The organism is Streptomyces cellostaticus, from assembly GCF_001513965.1.
In the GTDB taxonomy this organism is placed as follows: domain Bacteria; phylum Actinomycetota; class Actinomycetes; order Streptomycetales; family Streptomycetaceae; genus Streptomyces; species Streptomyces cellostaticus.
The window spans coordinates 804,170-827,550 of record NZ_KQ948015.1 but is presented as its reverse complement, the minus strand read 5'-3'; the positions used below and the strand labels follow the sequence as shown (position 1 = coordinate 827,550).

Here is a 23,381-nt window from a genome sequence, read left to right as displayed (position 1 = left end):
ACACGCACTGCGGCATTGACGATCACCGGCGCGCCTGCCTCTTGATCCCTTCCGCCAGCAGCTGCTGTGGTTCCAGACCGAACCGGCGGCCGGCCAGGTAGGTCGCTGCGGCGAAGGCGACCCGCGCCTTCTTCGTCCGGCCGAGGACGTACCCGCCGAGAACTCCGGCGGCAAGAGCGATCTTGGGTACATCATTCATCGGATTTCCCCTCACAGGGCCGCCGAGCGGATGCTCCGCCTGGTGGGTGTCAGCCAACAAGGGCTCCACACCGCTCGGGCGGAGGATCCGAATGAAGCGGCGGCCAGTAGCCGCTCTGATCACTCCGCCCCTTCCTGGTCTGGGCTTCGATGCCAGCAGCCGCACGCGGAGTACCGAACGCCCGAGGACAGCCCCGGCCCGCCGTTGCCGCGCTCCGGCGATGCTGCGCCGCCGACCGGCATCTGCGCCATATGATCGGGATGGCCCGTCGCGGGCCGCGCGTCCACACCCACACTGAACGCTGAGGGTGCAGGCATTCACAGCATGTGACGCATGAGCGCAGATGACGGGCAGCAGCCCGGAGGACAGCTGGACTCGGTGCCTGACGCCGGGGTTCGCCTGGGCGTTGCGCCGCCGGGCGTGTTCAGCGCCCCCTGCTGGGCGCGCCCATTCAGCGGCAGGCGCCATCACCGTGAGCGTCCGCCGCGCTCTACGGGGTTTGAGTCTCGGCTGGCGGAGGCTTGGGTTCGTCGTCGTCCTCGCCCTTGGCCCGCACGTCCGGCGGGGTGGGCGCGGTGATGTTCCGCTGCTCCGCGGACCGCTTCCTCGTCTCCTCGTCAACCTGCGGGGTGTCGTTCTCTTCGGAGGTACTCATGACATCCCCTCTCATCGGTTCGGATTCTGAAGGCACCCCCGCGCACACAATCGCATCGGAGCCCCCCATCGGTGAACCAAGACGGCTACAGTCTCGAGGACACGCGATCTGTGCCTGGTCCGAGGAGAACACCAATGCCGTCCTGAACGCCTACGACGCGCGGGTTGCCCAGGAGGTGCACAGTCACGGCCTGATCGCTTCCGGCTCAGCAGCGCCTGATCAGGCTTCAAGGCCATCGAGACCCAACCCAGCTTGTTCCACGGTGCGCCACCAGTAGCCTCGCTCGCAACTCAGCCCGGAACGTCGAAGTCCAGCGATCCACAACTCCCGCACTTACTCCTCGAGAGGGAGCCGGAGACGGGTATCGCCAGCGTCAAGCTGATCGCTCCCGCGTAGCTGTTTCGCGGAGCCGCGCCGCCCCGCTCGTGGCGCGCCAGCGTTGGCAGCCGGTCTGGAAGAGGGAAAACCACATCGGCTCCAGGGCGGACCAAACGAGTGCGGCCCGCCCCGGAGCCCGTCCCGCCCGCGAGCGGCGCTGCGGGGTCAGGACCTGCCGCGGCCGGTGATGAGGTCGCGGGCCCGGTCCACCAGGCCGACGCCCGGGGCAAGGAGCTTGTTCGCGGGCGGGGTGTCGGGGGCGGAGGGGTGCGGACGAGTCGGGGCGATGGCCTTGGCCCGGCGGACCTTGTCCCCGAGATCGTCGAGCACCTCGGGGGAACACGCCTGGCGCAGCATGGGGAAGAGGTTGTCCTCCTCGTCCTGGACGTGGGCGGTCACCTCGTCCATGAGCTGCTGCAGCAGCAACATCATCTGGGAGTCGTCTGCGCCCGTCTTCTCCAGCTGCTTGAGGAGCTTCTCGACCCGGCCGTGATCCGCGATCTCCTTGTCCGCGAGCCGGTCACCGCCATCGATGTACTCGCGCACCGCCGGATACAGGTACTCCTCCTCGGCGACCGAGTGCCGCACCAGCTCGATGGTGACCTCATCCACGAGATCACGCAGCTCCTGCCCCCTGGTCATAGCTTCGATCCGGCCGAAGAACTCCTCGACCTCCCGGTGGTCGGCCATCAACTCCTCGAGCACATTTCCGCCATGCCCCATCGTGTATCCGCCTCTCGCTGGGTCGTGTCAGGGCCGGGTCCGGCCCGTCCAGCAGACATTGCCCCACCCCGGAGTGACGGTCCGTGGACCTGCGTGTGGTCCACCCGGTCGGACGCCTACCGAGCACCAGCGGTGTCCACGGCCAGGGGCACTCCTGCCTGGGTACATCCGCTGTGGCTGACCCGGTACGACACCGCGGGCCGCCTGTAGTTCGTCGGCCGCAGCACCACGGCACCACACTGTCGCAAGCCGTCGGCCGTGCCTTGGCCGACCAACTGACCCCGCCTTGGGGCGCGCATCCGTAGACGAGGTGGACGTTCTCGGCAGGGTGGGGAGCCCAGCGCGCGCTGCACTTGGTGCAGCCCGACGTCGTCATCGAGGTCGCCGCGGACGTCGCCCGTGACAGCGCCCGACTCTGGCGGCGCCCCGCCCGGCCACACCGCGTCCGCACGACCTGGACTCCGATGTCACGCTCCTGATCACCATGGGCGACAATCCCGAGCGGCTGAGCACCGAGGCGTCTTTCGCCGCGCTGTGCGGAGTAAGCCCCCTCGAGTACTCCTCGGGCGGTCGGAGCTCACGGCGGCTCAACCACGGCGGCGACCGGCAGGCGAATGCCGCTCTGCACCGCATCGTCTTCACCCGGCTGCGCGTCGACCCCCGCACCCAGGCGTACTACGAACGCCGCACCCAGGAGGGCAAGACCCGGCGTGAGATCATCCGATGCCTCAAGCGATATGCCGCCCGCGAGGTCTTCAACCTGGTCAGGACGGCCTCTACCGACCCCCCGTTATAGGGGCGTCCGTGTCAGCGTTGTGAGCATCCACGCACTGCCAACGAACGATCCGGCTCGTAGGCTGCGGTCATGACCGAGATCAAGACCCCGACGCCCCGCGACGCCTTCGAGCTGCTGCTGGCCGGTAACCAGCGCTTCGTCGCCGGCGCCCTCGAGCACCCCAACCAGGACGCCACCCGCCGCGCCGAGATCGCACCGTCCCAGCAGCCCTTCGCCGTCCTGTTCGGGTGCTCCGACTCCCGGCTCGCCGCCGAGATCATCTTCGACCGCGGGCTGGGCGACCTGTTCGTCGTGCGCACCGCAGGCCACGTCGTGGGCCCGGAGGTGCTGGGCAGCATCGAGTACGGCGTGGATGTCCTGGGCTGCCCGCTGGTCGTGGTCCTCGGCCACGACTCGTGCGGCGCGGTCGGCGCGGCCTGCGCCGCCCTTGAGGACGGCATGACCCCGGCCGGATACATCCGGGATGTCGTCGAGCGTGTGACGCCCAGCGTGCTGGCAGCACGGGCCGCCGGACAGGTCGAGCCCGAGGAGATCCTCGCCGAGCACATAAGGCACACCGTCGACCTGCTGCTGGACCGCTCCCGGCTCCTGGCCGAGAAGGTCGCCGCCGGCCAGGCCGCCGTGGTGGGCCTGTGCTACCGCCTGGCTGACGGCAGTGCACAGCTCGTCGCTTCCCGCGGCCTCGACGCGGCGGTCCCCGCCGCGTCCTGACGGCCCCCGCCGGAGCCGCGCCGTGGCTGCTCAGCGGGAGTTTGCCGTGGTCGGAGGACTCCCGTATACGTGGATGAGGAACCCATCGGGTTCATCGCATGATCACCCGTGGAGGGCAGTCATGGCTCACGGAGGCGACCGCGCGCCCAGCGCCGTCCCTCGCGCCGACCCGGCGCGGGCCGCGGGCTGTGACGTGTGCCGGGGATGGGGAACGGTTGTCACCGACGAGGGGCGGCACGAGCTGTGCCCGGCCTGCCAGACCACTGGGTGCTCAGTCGAATCACCCACGAATCCGCCCGGCCCCCGTGCCCGCTGAGCAGTAAGAGCGTGGCGTCTGTGTTGTTCACGCGATGGGCCGGGGTCCAGCGGCGCGGCGGAGCCGGTTGGCGATCGCCAGTCCCAGCCCCTCCTCCACCGGCAAGGACGCGATGATGAGATCGCACCCTTGCTGGTCGAGTTCTCGCAGGAACCCGTACAGCCCGCGCGCATAGGCGGCCAGCGAACCGGGGAGGGCCACCACGGCGTGCACCTTCACCGCAGTGTCGGCCAAACCGTCGGGCAGAAAGACACCCACCTGATGCCCCAGCTCCTGCGCTAGCTCCGCCTCGGCGACGACCTTCTCCGGCTCGACCAGGACGACCCGCGCACGCGGCGCGTAGTGCGACGGATGCTGGCCCGGCACCCGGACACGGCTCGACGAGGGAACCGCCATCGGGCACCCCAGCACCGCTTCGAGGTCCTCGCGCGTCACCCCGCCCGGCCGAAGAATGCTCGGGGCACCGCCGGTGGCGTCGACGATGGTCGACTCGACGCCGACCTCGCAGGGGCCCCCGTCCAGCACGAAGTCGACCCCGTCGCCGAGCTCGGCACGGACATGGTCCGCCGTGGTGGGGCTGACCGAGCCGAAGCGGTTGGCGGACGGGGCCGTGACACCGCCACCGAAGGCCGACAGCAGCGCGAGTGCGACCGGGTGGTCGGGCACGCGCACGGCCACCGTCTGAAGGCCACCGGTCGCTTCGAGGGGTACGCGGGAACCTCGCCGCAGGACCAGCGTGAGGGGTCCGGGCCAGAAGTGTTCGGCCAGCAGGCGCGCCGCCGCGGGCACCTCCTGGACCCAGTCGTCCAGCTGCTCCGCGCCGCCGATGTGGACGATCAGCGGATGGGAGGGCGGACGCCCCTTGACCTGGAAGATGCGCGCGACAGCGGCGGGGTCCTCGGCGTCGGCGCCCAGACCGTAGACGGTCTCGGTCGGGAGGGCCACCAGGCCCCCGGCACGCAGCACGCCGGCCGCCTTCTCGATATCACTGGTACTTGCCGTCACGCTGGCCATACTCCCACCGTTCCACCCCTCTCTTTCCGTGGAGACTGGTCCAGGCTCATGGAGCGACGACCCATCGGGAGGCATCGCGGGCAATGCGAGCCGCGGCGTACTCCGTTCCGGCGACGAAGCGCATCATGGGGCCGAACATCGGGGCGGCAAGCGAACCAGTGATGTACAGCCCAGGCACGGTTGTTTCGAACGTGCTGCTCAGCTGAGGTGCCTTGGATCGGGGCACGCAGACGATACCGCGCCGTAGCGCCGGGGCGAGGAACGCGAGCGCGTCGATGTCGAGGCGGTAGCCGGTGGCGGCCAGCACGTGGTCGACAACCAGACGTTCCGAACCACCCGGCCTGGTGATCTCCAGCCGGGCTGTGGAGCCGGACGCCTCGGCGCGGATAACGCGGCACGAGGTGCGCACCGGCACGACACCCTCGACCCGGTCGCGCAGCCACCAGCCCCCCGAGGGCCCCAGCGCCCGGCGGAACAACAGCAGCCGGGCGGCAGCGGGGAGCAGCCGTACCCCGCCCGGTGCCTCGCAGATCGCAGCGAGTGTCCAGCCCGTCCCCAGGGGCGAAGCAGGCTGCGCCAGCCGCTGCGGCCACGGCCGGTCAAGCCGCGGAACCGACCCCCACAAAACGCGCCGCTCCCGCACCAGCACCTCAACGTGGGCTCCGGCCTCATGCAGCAGTGCGGAGCTCTCCAGCGCCGACTGGCCTCCTCCGATGACCGCGATCCGCTGTCCGGCATACTGCGACAGGTCACTGTGGTGGCTGGTGTGCGACACCAAGGCGCCAGCTGCCGGCCCCTCGGGCGTGAGGCGCAGCAACTCCTTCGGTAGGTACGCCAGTCCGTTCAATCCGGTCGCCACCACGACGGCCGCCGCCGTCAGCTGCCGGCCGTCGTCGAGTCCCACGACGAACCCGGGAGCGCCTGGGTCCCGGTCGACGCCGGCGACTTTGGCCGGCTCTACGTCACCGACGTACCGCTTCTGGAACCACTGCCCATAACGCACGAACACATCGCACGGGATGGGCGTCAGTTCCGTCAGCTCCGACTCACCGCGCACCTTGCGGAAGTCCGCCAGCCGTCCGCCCGGCTCGGGTGCGGACAGGTCGGTGGCGTCCGGGGTCGACTTCAGGAACATCCCCGTCGCCATAGCATGCCGCCAACTGTCCATCACCTCCCCGAAAATCCGCACCGGGACCCCGGCGGCCCGCAGATGAGCGGCCACCGACAACCCGTACGGGCCGGCGCCGATCACCACCACCGGAAGCCCTCCGCGCCCGCCGACCGCCCGCTCGTGACCAGCGTGCCGCCCCGGAAGCGACTGCGTCACACATCCCCCCACCGATCAGCCCACCGCCCTCCCCAGGGCAGCGCGACACCTCGGAACGCCACGGCGGCCAACGGCCCACCGCACGCGATCCCCCTCCGCGACCGAGTGTGCCCCACCAGCCGCAGCCCGCACAGGATTTCAGCACATCTTGACCGAACTCAGCCAAAGCACCTGCAATCGCAGAAAACACAATGATCGCGGACCTTGCAGGCCCCCTTCGTCACTTGTCGGCCTCGGCGGCTGAACCGGTGCAGCCCACCAAGATCGACCTCACCGCCAGATCGACAACGACAGCTACGGACCGTAACGACTGCACACTGGGCCCCGGATTTGCGCCAGGCGGTCGGGGGGCTGGTCTGGAGTCTGGGGCTCACCCTGGCCGGCTATGCCCTGGGCTCGTCCATTCCGAACGTGGACCACTATCTCCTGCCCATCGTCGCGCTGATCGTCGTCGTGTCGCTGCTGCCACTTGTCTCGGAGCTGTACCGTTCCCACCGCAGCGCCAAGGCGGAGGAGGCTCGCGGATGATCCCCTCCCCTGACACTCGGGTCCGCGCCGAGGCGACGGACCTCACCCGGCGCTCGCCGGGGCCGCTGGACATCATGGCCGTGAGTGGCGCTGCGGCGCTGACGCAGCGTGGCCGCTGCCGAGCCGCCACGTGGCTACCGCTGCCGTCGGCAGCGTCATGAGGCGAAGGGCTACGGCCGACTTGGCGGGGACTACGGGCCTCGGCGCGTGGACCGCGTTCGGCGTACTGGCGATGGTCTTGGTCGGCGGCGACGGGACGCCGCTGTTCCTGGATCGCGGGTTGCTCTCCTGGTCGGTCGGCCACCGCCCGGACATGGCGGTGACGCTCTTGCGGGGGCTGACCGCCACGGGCACCGGTGTCTTCCCGTACGTGCTCGCCGTGCTGGCCGCCGTCATAGCGGGACGCACCGCCCGCAGCCAGCTGCCTCCTCGAGCGCGGATCCTCCCGTTCGGCGCGAGGTCGTCCTGGGCGTGGACACGCACGGCGAGGTGCATGTCGCCGCCGTGGTCTCCCCGCTCGGCAAGATCTTGGGGACCGAACCCTTTCCGGCGACGGCGGCTGGCTACCGCCGGCTGCTGGTGTGGGCCCGTAAGCGGGGGACGGTGTGTCGGGCGGGTGTGGAGGGTACCGGCACCTTCGGTGCGGGCCTGTCCCGCTACCTGCTGGCGCAGCAGGTCGAGGTATATGAAGTGAACCGGCCCGACCGCTCGGCCCGCCGGCTGCTGGGTAAGTCGGATCCGCTCGATGCGCAGGCCGCCGCGCGGGCTGTGCTCAGCGGCCGCGCCCGGGCCCGGGCCAAGACCAGCGACGGCCGCGTGCACAGCGCCCGGATCTACAAACTCGCCAAAGACTCCGCGGTCAAGGCCCGCACCCAGGCGATCAACCAGCTCAAGGCCGTGCTGGTCATCGCCGACCCCGCCCTGCGGGAACGGCTGTCCAGCCTCGGCAACGCCGAGCTGTTCCGCACCTGCGCGCGCCTCGGCCCACACGACGGTGGGGGAGACGAGGACACGGTGACCCAGGCCACCCATCTGACGTTGCGCTTGCTCGCCGAGCGCATCGAGCGGCTCACCGCTCAGATCGACGAGCTGAACCAACGCCTGACCCGGCTCGTCGAACGTTACGCCCCACAGCTACTCGAAACGGTCGGCATCGGTCCGGACGGCGCAGTCACCCTCCTGATCACCATGGGAGACAACGCCGAGCGAATGAACACCGAGGCGTCCTTTGCTGCCCTTCGCGGAGTCAGCCCCATCGAGTACTCCTCTGGCCGTCGGAGCACGCGTCGGCTCAACTACGGCGGCGACCGGCAGGCCAACGCCGCCCTTCACCGCATCGTCTTCACCCGGCCGCGGCACGACCCCCGTACCCAGGCGTACTACGAACGCCGCACCCAGGAGGGCAAGGCCCGACGTGAGATCATCCGATGCCTCAAGCGATATGCCGCCCGAGAGGTCTTCGAACTGGTCAGGACGGTATCCGCCGATCCCCCGTTATAGGGGCCTTGCGGACAATTGCTGAGCCGCACGTCAGGGGTATGTCGCCGCGGGGCCCTGGAACGCCCCTCCTCAGTTTTGGGAACGCGTAGAGCATCTTCGCGGGGTCAGTCGGGATGCGCAGTGTGACTGCAGAATGGTGGCCGTCGGCCTTCGCGACGAGGTCTTCCTGGGGCTCACTCAGGGGGCGGTGTCCGCGCGCTGCCGGGTGAGGGCCCGGTGATGGTGACAGCCATGGTGGTCACGTCGTTGGCTGGCTAGCGGTGGTTTGACCGCATAGGTTGACCGGTTTGGTCAGGCTGCCGCGGCGAGAGGGCGTGCGCCCCCAGCTGATGCGTTTCTCGCTGCGGACGCGTTCGCGTCGTCGGGCGGCGAGGACATCGGCGTGGCGGGCCCTGGTGTTGCGCCGGCGTAGGCAGGTGTGCAGGGTCCGGGTCCGAGTGGTCACCGGCGCCTGCTTCTGGCGCATCCGCCACCACCGCGACTGCCAGCCTGGGGCAACAGCGGGGCGGTCGAAGCCAGTGACTCAGGCTTCGACCGCCCCACGGGAGTCTGCGAACATGCCCGCGCTGCCACAGGAGGCCCCCGACCGCCTGTGCTGTCCGCGGCTCGCCGGTGTGTGCCGAGGCAGCGCGGTTCTCGGTACAGCCCGGCACACTGAGCCCGTCGGCCGGGCGGGGCCGGCCGGGCGAAGTGCGGTCTGTCAGCCCATGTCCGTCAGGAGGGCGTTCAGTTCCTTCTCCTGCTGCGCCGGCGCCATCGGCGGGTTCGCGTGATCGATGCCGAAAGTCTTGAGCACCTTGTCCATCTGGGCGTCGATGGAGGTCCAGCCGGTCTGGTCCAGCGGCTGCAGCGATGCCTGGTCGGCGTCCCACAGGTCACGCAGCGACTGGGCGGCCGCGTGCGCTCCGGTCGCGTTCCCCGAGCGTGCGTCCTTGAGCGAGGTCGAGGCGAGGGTCCGCAGCGCGGAGACCTTGGCAGGCGGGAACTTCTTCACCGCCTGGCCGGGAGCCATCTGGACTGCGGAGGTGTTGTCGGTCTCCGGCGCCGGGCCGACGTGCGGCTGGCCGTGGGCCCAGACCAGCAGGCCCGTGGTGGCGACGGCCAGCAGGCCGAAGCCGGCCAACGCGACGCGCTCCTTGCGCGGGTCGCCGGTGACCTGTGCGACGTGGGCAGCCTCGTAGGTCTCGGTCACGTCCGAGCGCGTCACCGTCAGGTAGACCACCGTCGCCAGGATCAGGCCGAGGAAGATCAGACTGGTGGTGAAGGTGCCCAGGTCGAGACCGGTCGGTTCGCCCGGCTGGGCGACCTTGGGGGAGGCGAGCCAGTCGCCGATGTTGGCGCCCAGCGGGCGGGTCAGGATGTAGGCGAGCCAGAAGGACAGCACCGGGTTCGCGCCAAACCTCCACAGGGCCGTGATCGCCGCGATGAGGCCGAGCGGCAGCAACACCGAGACGCCCGGGCTCCAGCCGGTCAGCTCCAGGGTCCAGTCGCCGGTCGCGGTGCCGAGCGCGAAGGTGACGAGGACGGCGAGCCAGTAGAACGACTCACGTGGCAGCGTGGTGACCGAGTGGATCGACAGCGTGCGCTCACGCGCCCACCACACGCCGAAGACCACCGCGAGCAGCACCGAGAAGACCGCGGAACTGATCCACAGCGGCACGTTCAGCTGGTCGGTCAGGATGTCGGTGTACAGGGTGCCCGTGACGCTGACAATGACCACGGTCAGCCAGTAGGGGAACGGAACGTACCGCTTCAGCCGCAGCTGGACGGCCAGGACCACCACGAACACCGCGGTGAAGATCCAGGCCGTGTTCACCAGGCCGACGCCCAGCTTCATGTTGATCCAGTCGGCGAAGCTCTCACCGACGGTCGTGCACAGGACCTTGATCACCCAGAACCAGATGGTGACCTCGGGGACCTTGTTGAGCATGAGCCGCCCGCTGCGCGTGCGTGCTTCCGTTGTCGTTGTCATGCGGGGAGACTTACGCGGGGAACCTGCACATAACCTGACTACGTGGCCGCACGTGCGGCCGGGAGTGTCACCTCGACGTGGCCGCGGCCGTCCGCGATCGCGCGGACCTCCACACCGGCCGAGGCGGCGATGCGCCTCACCACAGGCAGCCCCAGCCCGTACCCGCCGCCGCCGGTCACACCCGCTTCGAAGACCCGGTCGACCTCCGCGGGATCGAATCCGGGGCCGTCGTCCAGGACATCGACCACGATGGCCTCGCCCTGGTTGCGCGCGGTGATCCACACACGCGACCGCGCATGCCGCAGGCCGTTCTCCAGGAGGGGTGACAGCAGCGACACGGCGACGTCGGCCGCCACGGCGACCTCGACCTCCGAGGGAATGGCGACCTCGACCGCGCGGCCGGCGATCGCCTGCCGCGCGGCGGAGCGCAGATTGCACCGGGTCCCCTTGTCCGTCCGTGCGCGCGCGGCGCGCAGAAGCGTCGTGATCGCGGCATCGAGGCGGTCGACCTCGCCCAGCACCGCCTCCGTCGGCACCGGCTCGCCGGACAGCTGCGCCAGCTGCGCCTCGGCCCGCAGGACCGTGAGCGGTGTCCGCAGCTCGTGGGCGATCTCATCGGTGAGCCGGCGCTCGTCCGCCAGCGCGTTGTCGACGCGCTCCAGGAGATGGTCCAGGGTCCGCCCCAGTTCCCCGAACTCGTCGCGGGGGATCCCGAGGTTGAAGCGGCGCCCGGGTTCGTGCTGGCCCCAGTCGTCGGCGAGGGCGGCCATCTCGTGCACGACCCGCAGCGCGCGGCGCACCACGAGGTGTGCGACACCGCCGGCGAGGAGGATCGTGAGGCCGCCCAGTACCAGCGACAAGGTCAGGCTGCGCTGCTCGGATGTCTCGTAGGGCGTGAGGTCCACCCGGACGATCACCATGACGTGGTGGCCGTCGATCGGGACCTTCCGCGCGTACAGGAGGTAATGGCCGACCGACGCGGTCTGCGATCGCCCCGAGTCCGCCAGCTCCTCGACGCGATCGACCAGGCTCGGCGGCACGTTCCCGTCGATCAGGCGGCCGTCGGCATACACCCAGGCGACCTCGTCCAGCGCCTCGCTGCCGTTCTCCGTCAGTACGACACGGCCGCCTTTGGCGGTGACGTTCGCCGCCACCGCCTCGGCGCGCGTACGTGCCAGATCGTGCGCGTCGGCGTCCGTCACCCGGCTCAGCAGCACGTGCGAGACCACGACCAGGACCGCGACCACGGTGGTGGCGATCAGCACGGTGAGTGCGACGACCCGCTTACGGAATCCCGTCACTGCCATCGGTAGCCCACGCCGCGGACGGTCGCCAGACGCTCGGCCACACCCAGCGCACTCAGCTTGGCCCGCAGCCGGCGCACATAGGAGTCGAGGGTGTTGTCGCTGACCTGCGCCCCGTGCGGCCAGCCGGCAGCGACGAGGGCGTGGCGGCGTACCGCGTCGCCCTGCGAGGCGATCAGGCGGCCCAGCAGCCGGAACTCGGTCGGGGTCAGGCTCATGCTCACCGCATCGTAGGTCACCACGTGCTTCGCCGGATCGAGGACGACCTCGTGCGGTGCGGGCGCCACGGTGGCCCGGCGCAGCAGCGCCCGGACGCGGACCAGCAGTTCCGGGATGTCGAAGGGTTTGGTCATGTAGTCGTCGGCGCCGGCCTCGAAGCCGCCCACCTTGTGATGCAGGCCGTCCAAGGCGGTGAGCATCAACACCGGCGCGTCGACGCCGCGAGCCCGCAGGGCCAGGCAGACGTCACGGCCGTCGGCGTCCGGGAGCCCGAGATCCAGGACGACCAGATGGGGCGCCGGTGCGAGCTGCCGCAGCAGGCTGTCGGCCGTGGCGGCGACGGAGACGGTGTGGCCGTCGTGCTCCAAGGCGCGCCTGAGGACACCGCGGACCGCCGCGTCGTCTTCACACACCATGATGAAAGCCACGGGCCGACCCTAGATACTCCCGTCCCAATTCTCCATCTGCCCTGATCAGCGGCCTGCTGGGGAGCAGGCCGGCTCTCAGCCTCCTCTCAGTGCTCCGGTCGCAGGCTGGAGGCGTCAAGCAGTCAGGGACAAATAGGGAGAAGACAGGGACGCGGACTCCCGGGGGAACGGACGCGGCACGACGACGGCTGTGACCGTCGGACAACCGGCGACCCTCACGCTGGCAGGCAGCCCGAGGAGCGGCGGGAGACGGACCTCGAAGGACGGCGGGGGGGGGGGAGCGACCGGTGCTTCGGTGCTGCAGCGGGAGACGAAGCGCACGTGGACCACGCTGAACATCGGCATCCACGCCAAAAAGGGCAGCGCTCACGCTCATAGCACCCTTCCGAGCGGCAAGGGCACGCAGCACCACCGCGTCTCGTCCGGTTCCGCCCATTCCCGGATCGTGACCATCACCTTCCAGTTGGGACAGGAGAAGCGATTCCTGGGATCGAGGCCACCGTGATGCATTCCGGAACAGGATGGCGGCGCGTGACGGCGGTCGCAGCCGCGGCCACGCTGGGCGCGTGCACAGCCGTGCCAGGCTTGACATCATCGACCGCCGCCGCGCTGTCCCACGGGCCCGCCCGGCTCGGCGCACCGGCTCCCGTCGTCGACTGCCGGGTCACCAAGTGTGTCGCGCTGACCTTTGACGACGGACCGACCCAGTACACAGCTGCCATACTCGACGTACTCGAGCGCCAGCACGCCGTGGCCACGTTTTTCCTGATCGGGCCGCACGCTCTTCAGTACCGGAAGGATGTACTGAGACAGCAGCGGGACGGCGACGCGATCGGCGACCACACGGTCACTCACTCCCACCTCACCCGCCTCCCAGCCGCCCGGATCGACTACGAGCTGGAGACCGCGGCGGGGCAGATCGCCTCCGTCACAGGGCATCGGCCGACCCTGTTCAGACCGCCCTTCGGAGCGTGGAACGCCAAGGTGCGTGCGGCAGCCGGTGCGGAAGGTCTGTCGGTGGTCATGTGGAACGTCAGCGCCAAAGACTGGAAGTACCACAACCCCCACCTCATCGAGCAGCGGGTACTGGCCCGTGTGCGCCCCGGCGCGATCATCGTCCTGCACGACCGGTACGCGACCACCCCACCAGCCGTCCCCCACATCATCGACGCGCTGAAGGCCCGCGGCTATGTCCTGATCACCGTCCCCCAGATGTTCGCCACGGCCGGCGGCCTGCAACCCGGCTTCGTCTACCACCATGGGCCGTCGCCCACCTAGCCCTCCGTGGGGCGGCACTGCGCTCGGCTCCGCCGAGTGGCGGATACGCCGGCCCAACCGCTCTGTCGCTGCACAGCAGCCGGTACGCCGCCCACACGCCCCTCCAGTGTCGTCCAGCCGAGGAAGACCAGCAGCCCCGCGGGGGCGACAGGGTGGTCGAGTCGTGGGTGAGCGCGAAGATCGGCTCACCTGCCTGGCTCGCGCAGGCAGGGGCCGACGTCGCCCCGCCACGAGGTGGCAGCAGGGAGACCGTCCGGGCATCAGACCGAGGGCGGCGACCAGGACCGGGATGCCGCCGACGACGCAAGGACAACGAATCCGGGTGCGTGGCCTGTCGGGCGGGGGGATGTTCCGGTCGAACCGACCGGGCGGTCCACCGCCGCAGGCGGAGCCGATCCGGGGCGTGAGGGCGGCGCCTGTCGCCGCAAGCCGAGACGGTCACTGGCGGACAGGGACCAGCCATCTGTCCGTGCAGCGGCGGGGTACCGACGACTGAAGAGTGCCGAGCAGGTGGTACGGGGCCGGGATACTACGACCCGGCGCTGTGCGCACGGAGCGACTGTGAGCCTGCGCGGCCCCGCCCGACCGCTGGTCAGGAGGAGTGAGCCGGCGGATGCGAGCAGTGGGTACGCGGCTGTCGTCCGCGTACCACCCGCCCGGCGGCCGTTTTCTGCAGCAGTCCGTAGGCGAGGACGGGCAGGAGCAGGTGGGGTTTGTCGGGCAGCGTGGTGGTGATCAGGACCGCGCTCGCGCTGCTGTTGTTCATGCCGCAGGCGAGCGTGAGGGACGACGCCGCAGGAGCGTCCAGTCTCAGCAGGCGCCCGGCGCAGCGGCCGGCCGTGAAGGACAGCAGACAGACCAGGGTCGCCACGGCCAGTGCGGCGGCGAGCAGCAGCGGGCGCGGCTGGGTCAGGAAGGAGCCGAGGGCGCCGCTGGCGTTGATGTAGGTCAGGACGAGCGAGCCGTACAGAGCGACGGGGACGACGACGCCGAGTGCTCGGTTCTGCCACGGCGCGGGCAGTACCAGGCGGCACAGGATGCCCGCCGCGCACGGCAGGACCACACTGAGGAGGGCGAATCCGCCGTGGGTGGTGTGCGCGGCCTCGGTGAGCTTGTCCGCGTAGCCGTCGCTGAGGAGCGGCAGCAAGGAACTGATGACCAGCGGGATGGTGAGGGGGCTGAGCAGGGTGGAGACGAGGACGAGCCCGACCATGGTCGGCTGGTCGCCGTCGCCCTTGCCGGTCCATACGGTGGCCCCGGCAGCCACAGGCATCGCCACGATCAGGATCATCGCGGTGACCAGACCGCTGCCGCCGTCGGAGTCGGGAGTCCGGCGCAGCAGGAACGCGACGGCCGGGATGGCCAGCAGCGGGATCGTCAGATGCAGGGCGAGGCCGGCCAGCAGGGCGATCGGGCGTCGCAGCAGGCCGCCCAGCGCGGACAGGGGCACCTGGAGCCCGGCCGCGAAGAGCACCAGGGAGAGCAGCAGGGGTGTGGTGGACAAGGGCAGGTGGAGTGCCGCACCGACGGGGAGCGCGTGGGTTCGGCGCAACCACAGTCCGGGGCCTGGCAGGAACACCGCGGCGGCGTAGGACAGGACGACCGCGCGGCCGAGCCGGCGTCGCAGCCAGTGGGTTCCCCGGTCAGCAGGTGGTTGGGCGGTGGTTCGGGTGGTCAAGGCGTCCTTCTTCTGTCACACGGGCAGGGGCGGGAAGGAACGCCGGTATGTGCAGGGGCACGTAGCGGATCATGCCCCCATGATGCTCACGCGGGACGAGCGGCGCGCGTGGTGCCGCAGAGCAGTCAGGATGCGTTCAGGTCTCCTCTGGCACGGTCGCTTTCCATGGCCTACGAGACTGCCGGGACCTCCGCGGCTCCCGCAGGCGCCGTGCCCGCCGCTCCGGCGGGACGTCGGCTGCGCTGGAACAAGGTGCCCGAGATCACCGTCCACTTCTGGATCATCAAGGTGCTGTGTACGACGGTCGGCGAGACCGCGGCCGACCTGCTGAACGAGAAGGCGGGCCTGGGCCTGACCGGCGTGTCGGTGCTGATGAGTGCGCTGCTCGCCGTCGTCCTCGTCGTCCAGTTCCGCACGGAGGCGTACCGCGCGGGCGTGTACTGGCCGACCGTTGCCCTGATCAGCGTCGTCGGCACGCTCGTCAGCGACAACCTCACCGACAACATGGGCGTGGCGCTGGAGACGACCACCACCGTGTTCGCCGTCATCCTTGTGATCGTCTTCGCGGCCTGGTACCGCGCAGAGCGCACCCTTTCCATCCACAGCATCGACACGGGTCGCCGGGAGTCCTTCTACTGGCTTGCGGTCCTGCTCACCTTCGCCCTCGGCACGTCAGCCGGTGACCTGGTCTCCGAGCGCATGGACCTGGGGTACTGGCTGTCGGCCGGCCTGTGCGCTGCGGCCATCGCCGCGGTCGCCATCGCCCACTTCGGGCTGGGCCTGGACGCGGTGTGGAGCTTCTGGATCGTCTACATCCTCACCCGCCCACTCGGCGCGTCGATCGGCGACTACCTCTCCCAGCCGACCGGAAGCGGCGGTCTCGGGCTGGGCACCGTGGTGACCAGCGGCGTGTTCCTGGCGGTCATCCTGGGGCTGGTCGTGTACCTCGGCGTGACGCGCAAGGACGTCACCGAGCTGGAGGGTACTGACCGACAGGCGGTCTGACCTGCCACTCGGCCCGCGTTCAGGATGCATTCACGGTTGGCTGCAATGGCCGGGAATCTGGGCAGCCATCGGCGGCCGGCTCATCTCACAGGGCGCTCGTCCCGGTTCCTGGGGCGAGCGCCCTGTCGTTCCGACCGGATAGGAGGATGCCTACGCCACGCAGAGCGGCGGCGCGTGTCGGCCTGCGAGGACGAGGCCGAAGTCCTCGTCGTGCGGTCCGCGGCGCAGCACGTCCCGCAGCACGTCATCGTCCTCGACAACCAGGATCTTGGGACGCACGTTCCTCCGCCGGCCCCAGGCCGTGGTCGTACGTGCGAATCGTTCGGGCAGCCCCTGGGGTCATCGTCCACGGGGACCTCCTGGCCGGCCCACGGCGAACGATCAACCGCCGACCGGCGTCACGACCGTTCGTGAGGTCAGCAGCAGAACACCCAGACGCCTGGCGGTGAGCCGCCGCGCCAGGGCTTGCGACCACCGCCGCATCGCGAGCATCGACATCAGTCCCACCAGGGCGCCGACGGCCACACCCGCCAGGACATCGTGCGGATAGTGCGCGCCCACCCATACGCGGGACCCGGCCATCGCCAGCGCCGCCACGACCGCCACCGCCCCGAGACGGCGCGAGACGAACACCAGCGCCATAGCGGCCGCGGCCGCTATGGCCGCGTGGTTGCTGGGGAAGGACCAGTCTCCGGGCGCCGGACACGCCTCCAGTGTCTTCACCCGCAGGCTCTGACACGGCCGGTCCTCGCGCACCGCCAGCTTCAGGACCGCGTCCACACCGTACGCCAGGACCACGGCCAGAGGCACGGCCAGCGCCGTCACCGCGGCGGCGGCCCCCGCGCGTCTGGCTCGCCACCAGCCGAAGGCTGCCAGGACGGCGAACACCGCGAGCCCGTATGTCGACCAGGCCGACACCGTGTCGTCCAGCCAGCCGGGCGCGTGCTGTGCCAGCCGCACCACGTCCATGTAGGCGGAGCCGTCGACGGACGACCCGTCCAAGGCCAGGATCACTTGTCCCCATCCCTGCGTAGGTGAACAGACAGCAACGACCGACTACAGAAATGTAGACGGTCTACGGAACTGTAGACGATCGGCAGACGAAGACAGTTCCCCCCTCGGCCCGGGTGAATGAGGACTTTCAGATGTGCTCACGACCGTCCCGCGGGGGTCGGGACGAGCAGGGTGAAGGTGGCCGGGGCAGTGCTGGTCAGGGAGAGCCGGCCGCCGAGGGAGTCGGCCAGGTCGCGGGCGAGGGCGAGGCCGATGCCCGTGCCCTGCCGGCCGCCGGTGTGGCCGCGTTCGAACAGCCGGGCCTGCTCGCCCTCGACGGTTCCTTCGTCGCTCACGTCGAAGGCGAGGGCGTCGTCGAGGTCCCGCACGATGACCCGCACGGTTCCGTGCCCGTGCACGCGCGCGTTGTCCAGCAGGATGCCGAGCACCTCTGACACCGGACCGCCGAGGACCCGGACATCTGTGGGTGCGTCACGGGTGCCGCACTCCAGGCGTCTGCCGTCGTCGGCGAACAGGCCGTGCCAGCGCTCCTGCGTCTCTCGCAGAAGCTGTGCCACCGTGGTGTCTCCGGCAGCGTGGCGGCGGGGCCGGTCCGAGGGGCGGGACAGGCGCAGTACTTCCTCCACCGTGTGGTGAAGACGGTGGGTGGCGGCCAGCGCCTCGGCCAGTAGGGGTCTCAGCTGGGCGTCGTCCTCCTGGGCGATGCCGGCCTCCAGGGCCAGTTGCAGGCCGGTGAGGGGGGTGCGCAGCTGGTGGGAGGCGTTGGCGGTGAAGTCGCGTTCTCGGCGCAGGAGTTCGGACAGGCTGTGCAGCATCTCGTTGTGGGTGCGGGCGACCTGGTCGATCTCGGCGATGCTGCTGGGGGCCGCCCGGGCGTTCAGGTCGCCTTCGGTGACCGCGCGGCAGTGACGGGAGAGATCCTCCAGCGGGGCGGCCAGTACGCGTGCCTGGCGGCGGGCGACGAGGACGGCGACGGTCAGCGCGAGCCCGGCCACGCCCAGCAGTGCCGCCCATACCACTAGGACGCGGTCCCGTACGGCAGCGGCAGGGGAGGACGCCCGTACGACTCCGATCACGTGCTCGGCGTGCGAGACGGGCACGGCCGCGACCAGGTCACCGGCCGCCTGGCCGCGGACGGCCTGTCCGCCGAGGGCCCGGTGGACGGGGGCGTCGGCGGTCGCGGGGCCGTTACCCGCCCGCAGCCGCGCCTGCGGGTCGTACAGGCCGAGGTGCCCGCCGGCCGGGGGTGCGGAGAGCTCCACTGGGTCGCCGGTTGCGTAGTCCGGACTCACCCGCACGGCTGCGGCCAGGGCGGCTCGTTCCAGGCTGTCGCGCTGGCCGGCGTACAGGGCGGAGCGGACGGCCAGGGCCAGGGGGACGGCGAGGAGGACGACGGCGACCAGGGCGGCGACGACGGCGACTCGCACCACGCGCTGTCTCATGCCCTCATGATGCTCCCTCGCCTGGCTCGCGAAGCGGCGTCCGTCCCACCGCCATCGGACGGCGGCGCCGGGATCGCCTCTCAGCGTCCTCTCAGCGTGTGCCCTCCAGGCTGAAGAGGTGCCTGGGAGAGGTGCGCGCCCGGGCTCCCCACCGCATCACTCCCGGACCGCGCTTCAGGGGAAACGCCATGACTTCCGACACCGCCGCTCCTTCGGTCGCCTCGGCCCTGGCCCGCGGGGGACCGGCCGGTGAGGGCGTCGCCGGTCTGGAGCGGTTCTTCGAGGACGCCTGTGCCCGAAATCCCGACGCCGTGGCCCTCGAATGCGGCGCCCGGCGTATGGCCTATGCCGAACTGGACGCCCTGGCCAACCAGGTCGCCCACCTGCTGCGCCGTCTCGGCGTCGGCCCGGACAGCCGCGTGGCTCTGCTCCTGCCGAGGTCCGTGGAGATGTACGCGAGCCTGCTCGGCGTGTGCAAGGCGGGTGCGGCGTTCGTGCCGGTCGATCCGGAAGCGCCCGCCGACCGGGTGGCCCGCATGGTCCGGGACGCCGGTGTCGAGGCGGTACTGACCGGCTCCGCCCGTGCGGCCGACGCCAGGCACGCGATGCCGCGCGGGGCGTGCGGGGTCGTCGACGTGGACTCGTGCGCCGGGGATCTGGCCGTGCTGCCCACCACGCGCCCGCCGCGTGAGGCGGACACCGGGGCGGACCCGCTGGCCTACGTGATGTACACCTCGGGGTCCAGCGGCAGACCGAAGGGTGTCGAGATCGCCCGGTCGAGCATCGACAACTTCGTGCGGGTCGTCTCCCCGGTGTACGGCATCCGTCCCTCGGACCGCGTGTACCAGGGCATGGCCATCTCCTTCGACTTCTCGATCGAGGAGATCTGGCCCACCTGGGCAGCCGGTGCCACGCTGATCGCCGGTCCGTCGGGCCCCGCACGGCTGGGCGCCGAACTCGCCGACTTCCTGGACCGGCACGGGGTGACCGCCCTGTACTGCGTGCCCACGCTGCTCGCGACCATCCCGGGGGACCTGCCACGTCTGCGCAGCATCTTCGTCGGCGGCGAGGCATGCCCCGCCGCGCTGGTCGAACGCTGGAGCAGGCCGGGGCGGCGCATCCTCAACACCTACGGGCCCACCGAGACGACCGTCACCGCCACCGTGCAGGAGCTGCGTCCGGAGCGTCCGGTGACCATCGGCCGCCCCGTGCCGACGTACACGGTGGTCCTCCTCGACGAGCGGCGCGAGCCCGTGCCGCGGGGGGCCGTCGGGGAGATCTGTCTGGGCGGGCCGGGGATCGCCCGGGGCTACGTCGGCCGCCCGGACCTGACCGCCGAACGCTTCATCCGTCACGCCCTCGCACCCGGGGGCGGGCGCCTGTACCGCACCGGGGATCTCGGCAGGATGACCGCGCAGGGCGAGATCGAGTATCTCGGCCGCGCCGACGCGGAGGTGAAGATCCGCGGTTACCGGGTGTCGCTGGAGGAGATCGAGAGCGTTCTGATGGAGGACCCGGACGTCGCGCAGGCGGCCGCGGCGCTCGTCCCGCGCGACGGCGGGGAGAAGCAGGCCCTGGCCGGGTACGTCGTGCGGGCCGACGGCGGCAAAGCCGACGAGGCGGCGCTGGCCGTCCGGCTGCGTGAACACCTGCGGCGTGCGCTGCCCGCCTACATGGTCCCGGAGACGCTGGACTTCCTCGACCGGCTGCCGCTCTCGCCGAGCGGCAAGACCGCCCGGTCGCGGCTGCCCCGGCCGTCCGGACGCCGCCTCGCGCCGTCCGGCCGCGTGGCTCCGGTCCGCGACGAGAGGGAGGCGCGAGTGCGGGACGCCTGGGCCCGCGCGCTCGGTGTATCTCCCGAGGAGGTGTCGGCCGAGGCCGACTTCTTCACCGACCTCGGCGGGCATTCCCTGCTCGCGGCCCACGCCGTGTCGCTGCTGCGGGAAGAGGGCCACGGCAGCAGCCCGACGCTGCGCGACCTGTACGAGAACCCCACCGTCCGGACCTTCACGGCCCACCTGTGCGCACAGCGGCGCGACGGCCAGGCGGTACAGCACCGTCACGAGCCGCCGCTGAGGCACGGCCGGGCGCGGATCGCACGGGCGGGGCTGACCCAGGCGGCGGCGCTCTACTCCCTCCTGCTGCTGCTCACCACCCCGCTGGTCCTCTCGTACGCGGGCCATCACGGTCGGCTGTCGGCCTCGGGCGCGGCCACACCGGCGCTCGCCGTACTGGCCGGCTACACGGCCGTACGCTGGCTCGCCCCCGTCCTGCTCGCCCGGCCACTGGCAGCCGGGATCAGGCCCGGCCGGTACCCGCTGTGGGGGGCCACCTACCTGCGGCTGTGGACGCTCGACGTGCTGCTGCTCGGTGTGAGCCCGCTACGGGTGCTCAGCGGGTCCGCGCTGATGGGCCCGTACTTGCGACTGCTGGGGGCGCGGGTCGGCCCGCGCACCACCATCGCCACGAGTGTGATCGGCCTGCCGGCGCTGTTGCACATCGGCGGTGACGCGGCGATCGGCTACGGAGCGGTCCTTCGCCCCTGGCAGGTCACCGACGGATGGGTCACGGTCGCTCCGATCACCGTCGGGACGCGGGCGTACGTCGGCGCGGGCGCTGTCTGCGCACCGGGTGCCGAGCTGGGCCCCGGCGCCGCGCTCGGCGAGCAGTCCCTGGCGGGACCGGGCGAGACGATCCCCGCCGGAAACCGACGGGCCGGATCGCCCGCCCGGCCCGTCGAGGCTCTCTCGCCGCTCGCCGAGTCACTGCTGAACGCCCCGCGTTCGGCGGACCGCCGGCGGCCAGGGGTCGTGGCCGCCACCCTGCTGGGCCTGGTCCTGCTGGAAGCGGTGCCCGTGGTCGCGGCGGCGCCGGGCGCCGCCCTGTGCTGGTGGGCGTGGCGGCGCGGTGAGCCCGCCGCGGCCGCGCTGTTCGGGCCCGTCTTCGTGGCCACGGTGTGCCTGATCGTCGGCCTGGGCAGGCGGGCGGTGCTGCGCAGGACGCCGGTGGGTGTACACCGCGTACGGTCGGGGCTCGGAGTGCGCAAGTGGATTGCGGACAAGCTCCTGGAGGAGAGCCTGGCCCTGACCAATTCGCTGTACGCCACCCTCTACACCGCCCCCTGGCTGCGGCTCCTTGGGGCACGGGTCGGTCGCGGTGCCGAGGTGTCCACCGTGGCCCACATCGACCCGGACCTGCTCACCCTCCGCGACGGCAGTTTCGTCGCGGACATGGCCGGTGTCGGCGTCGCCGCGTTCGCCGGCGGCCGCATGGCCGTCGCACCCGCCGAGGTGGGCGAGCGCGCCTTCGTCGGGAACGCGGCACTCGTGCCCGCAGGTACCAGGCTCGGCCCGGGCTGCCTGGTCGGTGTCGGCAGCGTGCCGCCCGCCGGCCGGGTGCCGGCCGGTAGTACCTGGCTGGGCTCGCCCGCGCTACGGCTGCCGGTGCGCCAGGACAGCGGACGCTACCCGGAGCATCTGACGTTCCGGCCGACCCGCGGGGCCGTACTCGGCCGCCTGGCCGTCGAGTTCTTCCGCGCCACCCTGCCCGCCACGCTGCTCGCCGCCGGCGGCTCCGGGTACCTGCTGGCGCTGTCCCACCTGGCCCGCCGCACCGGGCCGGGGGCCACGCTACTGGTGTCCCCGCTGCTCGCCATGGGTGCCACGGCTGCCGTCGTCGGGTGCTGCGCGCTGGCCAAGTGGGCGGTGGCCGGACGGTACCGGCCGTGTGTCGAACCCCTGTGGAGCCTGTTCGTCCGCCGGACCGAGTTCGTCACCGGCCTGTTCGAGGCCGCCGCGGTACCCGCGGGCGTCGGCGCCCTGGTGGGAACCCCCTTCCTGCCGCCCGTACTGCGCCTGTTCGGCGCCCGCATCGGCCGGCGCACCTGGATCGGCACCACGTACCTGACCGAGTTCGACCTGGTGGACGTGGGCGACGATGCCGCGATCGGCATGCACGTCTCCCTGCAGACGCACCTCTTCGAGGACCGGGTGATGAAGATGTCCACCGTGCGCGTGGGCCCCGGTGCCAGCGTCGGCCCGCGCACGGTGGTGCTGTACGACGCCGTGGTCGGCGCCCGGGTCCGGCTCGGCGCACTGTCCCTGGTCATGAAGGGGGAACACCTGCCCGACGGCACAAACTGGCAGGGCCTGCCGGCCGAGGGCTGCACCGGGCCGGCGCTGCCGTCGGCGGGGGAACCGGCCGGGAGGCACCGGCCATGACGAATCCGTCCGGGGCACGCCGCCCGCTGGCCCTCGTCTACCGCGGGCCGGCCGCCCTGCCCGGCTGCCCGGAGGCGGTCGCGGACCTCCTGGCCTTTGGACCGTGGAACCTGGACGTCCGCTACACCGGGCCACACGAGACGCTCCCGCTCTCGGCCGCATCGCTGTCCCCGGCCGTGCTGTACGCCCAGCCCGGCGGCGGCACACTCGACTCCGCCTACCGCATCCTGCGGCCGCAGCGCCGGGCGGTCCGGGACTTCGTCCACGGCGGCGGGCACTACCTGGGCTTCTGCCTGGGCGGCTATCTCGCCGGAGCCACACCGGGCTTCGGCCTCCTGCCCGGCGACACCGACCAGTACGTCGCCACGCCGGGGGCGACGGTCCACGACGAGGGCTCCACCGTGGTACGTGTGACCTGGCGGGGGTCCCCGCGCAGCGTGTACTTCCAGGACGGCCCCGTCTTCGTCCTCCACGAGGACGCCGGCGCGCGGATCCTCGCCCGCTACGACAACGGCGCGCCCGCCGCTGTGGTGGCCCGCTTCGGTGCGGGCCGGGTGGCCGTCGCAGGGCCACACCCCGAGGCCACGGACGACTGGTACACCGACCACGGCCTGCCCGTGCACCACACCCTGGACCTGGCCCGCGACCTGGTGGAATCGACGTGGCGGGAGTGA

General features: G+C 71.2%; 17 protein-coding genes and 4 pseudogenes. 9 read left to right on the top strand and 12 right to left on the bottom strand.

Going from position 1 to position 23,381, the window contains the following annotated elements:
* Window positions 1-37: 37 nt before the first annotated feature.
* The 3 genes and pseudogenes from AQI88_RS42615 to AQI88_RS03565 form a co-directional block, all read right to left on the bottom strand.
* A pseudogene (locus tag AQI88_RS42615) lies at window positions 38-199 on the bottom strand (histone protein); the annotation flags it as partial.
* 490 nt (window positions 200-689) lie between these two features.
* On the bottom strand, window positions 690-854 hold the full coding sequence (locus AQI88_RS45740) for a hypothetical protein (RefSeq protein ID WP_159050292.1): 165 nt from the start codon (window positions 852-854) through the stop codon (window positions 690-692).
* A gap of 543 nt (window positions 855-1,397) precedes the next feature.
* A complete protein-coding gene (locus tag AQI88_RS03565) occupies window positions 1,398-1,955 on the bottom strand; it encodes a hemerythrin domain-containing protein (protein ID WP_066991468.1) in 558 nt (185 codons plus the stop codon).
* A 472-nt stretch (window positions 1,956-2,427) separates the two neighbouring features.
* Here AQI88_RS03565 and AQI88_RS03560 point away from each other — a divergent pair.
* Together AQI88_RS03560 and AQI88_RS03555 are read left to right on the top strand one after the other, a co-directional pair.
* Window positions 2,428-2,751: pseudogene (locus tag AQI88_RS03560) on the top strand (transposase); the annotation flags it as partial.
* Window positions 2,752-2,820: 69 nt separating this feature from the next.
* Window positions 2,821-3,462, top strand: coding sequence for a carbonic anhydrase (locus tag AQI88_RS03555; protein WP_066991462.1), 642 nt, complete (start codon window positions 2,821-2,823; stop codon window positions 3,460-3,462).
* Window positions 3,463-3,805: 343 nt separating this feature from the next.
* Here the strand turns inward: AQI88_RS03555 and AQI88_RS03550 are convergent, their stop codons facing one another.
* Window positions 3,806-4,792: an L-threonylcarbamoyladenylate synthase gene (locus AQI88_RS03550; protein WP_066991459.1), complete on the bottom strand. Its 987-nt coding sequence runs from the start codon at window positions 4,790-4,792 to the stop codon at window positions 3,806-3,808.
* Between the two features lie 46 nt (window positions 4,793-4,838).
* Window positions 4,839-6,050 (bottom strand): FAD-dependent oxidoreductase, encoded by a 1,212-nt coding sequence (locus tag AQI88_RS03545; RefSeq protein ID WP_341849514.1) that lies wholly within the window; start codon window positions 6,048-6,050, stop codon window positions 4,839-4,841.
* 405 nt (window positions 6,051-6,455) lie between these two features.
* Here AQI88_RS03545 and AQI88_RS03540 point away from each other — a divergent pair.
* From AQI88_RS03540 to AQI88_RS03535, 3 genes and pseudogenes are all read left to right on the top strand, one after another.
* Window positions 6,456-6,647 (top strand): annotated as a pseudogene (locus AQI88_RS03540) (DedA family protein); the annotation flags it as partial.
* 157 nt (window positions 6,648-6,804) lie between these two features.
* Window positions 6,805-7,068, top strand: a pseudogene (locus AQI88_RS47420) (phosphatase PAP2 family protein); the annotation flags it as partial.
* A 50-nt stretch (window positions 7,069-7,118) separates the two neighbouring features.
* Window positions 7,119-8,147: an IS110 family RNA-guided transposase gene (locus AQI88_RS03535; protein WP_066991452.1), complete on the top strand. Its 1,029-nt coding sequence runs from the start codon at window positions 7,119-7,121 to the stop codon at window positions 8,145-8,147.
* Window positions 8,148-8,847: 700 nt separating this feature from the next.
* Here AQI88_RS03535 and AQI88_RS03530 read toward each other — a convergent pair.
* From AQI88_RS03530 to AQI88_RS03520, 3 genes are read right to left on the bottom strand one after another with little or no spacing between them, the layout of a single operon-like run.
* Complete coding sequence (locus AQI88_RS03530) at window positions 8,848-10,119, bottom strand: COG4705 family protein (RefSeq protein WP_066991449.1); 1,272 nt, start codon at window positions 10,117-10,119, stop codon at window positions 8,848-8,850.
* Window positions 10,120-10,157: 38 nt separating this feature from the next.
* Entirely contained in the window at window positions 10,158-11,426 is a 1,269-nt protein-coding gene (locus AQI88_RS03525; protein WP_066991446.1) for a sensor histidine kinase, read from the bottom strand.
* On the bottom strand, window positions 11,417-12,070 hold the full coding sequence (locus AQI88_RS03520; protein WP_066991444.1) for a response regulator transcription factor: 654 nt from the start codon (window positions 12,068-12,070) through the stop codon (window positions 11,417-11,419). The genes AQI88_RS03525 and AQI88_RS03520 overlap by 10 nt, the downstream gene beginning before the upstream one ends.
* Window positions 12,071-12,646: 576 nt before the next feature.
* On the opposite strand from AQI88_RS03520, the gene AQI88_RS03510 reads away from it, so the two are divergent.
* Window positions 12,647-13,348: a polysaccharide deacetylase family protein gene (locus AQI88_RS03510; RefSeq protein ID WP_244184032.1), complete on the top strand. Its 702-nt coding sequence runs from the start codon at window positions 12,647-12,649 to the stop codon at window positions 13,346-13,348.
* Between the two features lie 592 nt (window positions 13,349-13,940).
* Here AQI88_RS03510 and AQI88_RS03505 read toward each other — a convergent pair.
* Window positions 13,941-15,026: a bile acid:sodium symporter family protein gene (locus AQI88_RS03505; protein ID WP_066991438.1), complete on the bottom strand. Its 1,086-nt coding sequence runs from the start codon at window positions 15,024-15,026 to the stop codon at window positions 13,941-13,943.
* A 165-nt stretch (window positions 15,027-15,191) separates the two neighbouring features.
* Here AQI88_RS03505 and AQI88_RS03500 point away from each other — a divergent pair, with 165 nt between their 5' ends.
* A complete protein-coding gene (locus AQI88_RS03500; protein ID WP_066991435.1) occupies window positions 15,192-16,031 on the top strand; it encodes a COG4705 family protein in 840 nt (279 codons plus the stop codon).
* A gap of 150 nt (window positions 16,032-16,181) precedes the next feature.
* Here AQI88_RS03500 and AQI88_RS49000 read toward each other — a convergent pair whose 3' ends face one another.
* The 3 genes from AQI88_RS49000 to AQI88_RS03490 form a co-directional block, all read right to left on the bottom strand.
* The gene (locus AQI88_RS49000) at window positions 16,182-16,310 is read right to left on the bottom strand and encodes a hypothetical protein (RefSeq protein WP_398697090.1); all 129 of its coding nucleotides are present in this window, start codon (window positions 16,308-16,310) and stop codon (window positions 16,182-16,184) included.
* Between the two features lie 102 nt (window positions 16,311-16,412).
* Window positions 16,413-17,045, bottom strand: a complete 633-nt coding sequence (locus AQI88_RS03495; RefSeq protein WP_066991427.1) for a phosphatase PAP2 family protein — start codon at window positions 17,043-17,045, stop codon at window positions 16,413-16,415.
* 137 nt (window positions 17,046-17,182) lie between these two features.
* The gene (locus AQI88_RS03490) at window positions 17,183-18,487 is read right to left on the bottom strand and encodes a sensor histidine kinase (protein WP_066991424.1); all 1,305 of its coding nucleotides are present in this window, start codon (window positions 18,485-18,487) and stop codon (window positions 17,183-17,185) included.
* Between the two features lie 188 nt (window positions 18,488-18,675).
* On the opposite strand from AQI88_RS03490, the gene AQI88_RS03485 reads away from it, so the two are divergent.
* Together AQI88_RS03485 and AQI88_RS03480 are read left to right on the top strand one after the other, a co-directional pair.
* Window positions 18,676-22,707 (top strand): Pls/PosA family non-ribosomal peptide synthetase, encoded by a 4,032-nt coding sequence (locus tag AQI88_RS03485; RefSeq protein WP_079057368.1) that lies wholly within the window; start codon window positions 18,676-18,678, stop codon window positions 22,705-22,707.
* A complete protein-coding gene (locus AQI88_RS03480; protein ID WP_066991421.1) occupies window positions 22,704-23,381 on the top strand; it encodes a BPL-N domain-containing protein in 678 nt (225 codons plus the stop codon). Before AQI88_RS03485 ends, AQI88_RS03480 begins: the two co-directional genes overlap by 4 nt.